General features: G+C 41.1%; 2 protein-coding genes. Both read right to left on the bottom strand.

All coding sequences use genetic code 11. The features are described from left to right. Nucleotides 1–32: 32 nt before the first annotated feature. Nucleotides 33–875, bottom strand: coding sequence for an IS3 family transposase (locus ATB76_RS26690; RefSeq protein WP_155647557.1), 843 nt, complete (start codon nucleotides 873–875; stop codon nucleotides 33–35). After that, nucleotides 872–1,381, bottom strand: a complete 510-nt coding sequence (locus tag ATB76_RS26685; protein ID WP_038873058.1) for a helix-turn-helix domain-containing protein — start codon at nucleotides 1,379–1,381, stop codon at nucleotides 872–874. The genes ATB76_RS26690 and ATB76_RS26685 overlap by 4 nt, the downstream gene beginning before the upstream one ends. Between the last annotated feature and the right edge of the window lie 46 nt (nucleotides 1,382–1,427).

Genomic DNA, 1,427 nt, shown 5'->3' with positions numbered 1-1,427 from the left:
ATGAAGTGACCCCGTAAAGTTGGACATTTCTGTTAAGCGGCTTTCAAGGCCTGAGTTCGATACTCTATCGGAGTCAGGCCTTTTAGCTTCACCTTTATACGTTTGGTATTGTAGTACTCGATGTATTCTTTAATTTGCTCTATCAGAGTATCTGCATCTTCAAAGCTCTGATTGTGATACATCTCTGTTTTAAGTAAAGCAAAAAAGTTTTCTGCAACAGCATTATCCAAGCAGTTACCTCTTCTCGACATACTTTGTATTAACCCACTCTCTTCGATTTTTTGCTGATATTGTCGATGCCGATATTGCCAACCTTGATCGCTATGTATAATTGGCTTTGAGTTCGGTCTAAGCTTTGATATCGCTTCCGTCAACATATCAATGACAAGCGGCAAACAGGCATTTTTAGCTACTCTATAAGCAACCACCTCTTGAGTAAACAAGTCGACAACCGGAGACAAGTACACTTTCTGCTCTTTGACTTTGAACTCCGTAACGTCAGTTACCCACTTTTCATCTGGCTGGGACGCACTAAAATCTCTTTCAAGTATGTTGGGAGCCGTTCTTCCAAACTCACCTCGATATGAACGGTACTTTTTAATCCTGACCGTTGATTTAAGGTTTAGCTGAGTCATAAGCCTTTGAACCGTCTTGTGATTCAACATGAAGCCTCGCTTTTTTAGTTCCAAGTGAATACGGCGGTAGCCGTATCGCCCCTTATGCTCATGATAAATTGACTTTATCAACCGCAGTTCACTTTCGTAACTATCAGTACGCGTGCTCGCTTGAGCCTGATAATAAAAGACACTTTTCGCCAGTTGCAGAGTTTGCAGCAGGTGCTTCAGTGGGTACTTACCTTTAAGAGTTAGAGCTATGACCGCTTTTTCTTTGTTCGACGGTTCTTTTCTTGCTCCAACTCTTCCAACTTTTTTAGAACAGCATTCTCAGTTCGTAAGTAGATCAACTCCTCTCTTAGCTCCTCAAGTGTCATTTCATTATCTGGTTTAGTGGTACGTTGAGGTTGCTGTTTCATTGAAGGTCTTCCTTTCTGGCGAATTTTGAGCCCTTTGATACCGAGCTCGTTAAATCTTTTGAGCCAGACAGATAGTATCCCAGGGGACGAGAGGTTAAATACTGCGCTAGTGTGCGAGAGAGACCAGTCATTCGTCCACATTAAATTTAATGCTTTTAGTTTTGTTTGAGCAGAAACAGCATGTTTAGTTGGTAAAAATGAAGCTGCACCATGGATAGCAAAAACTTGGGCCCAATACCGAATCTGTCTCGAAGAAACTGAATATTGCTTTTCTAAATAACTAGATGACGTACCATTTAAGCATTGTTTAGCAATGACACATTTTAGCTCGCGGCTATATTTGGACATAAAAAGACCCTCAATAATTGGTGTCCAACTATTGGGGGTCAGTTCA

The organism is Vibrio sp. MOR3 (genome assembly GCF_001557775.1).
GTDB lineage: Bacteria > Pseudomonadota > Gammaproteobacteria > Enterobacterales > Vibrionaceae > Vibrio > Vibrio jasicida.
This window is presented reverse-complemented; position numbering and strand designations above follow the sequence as displayed.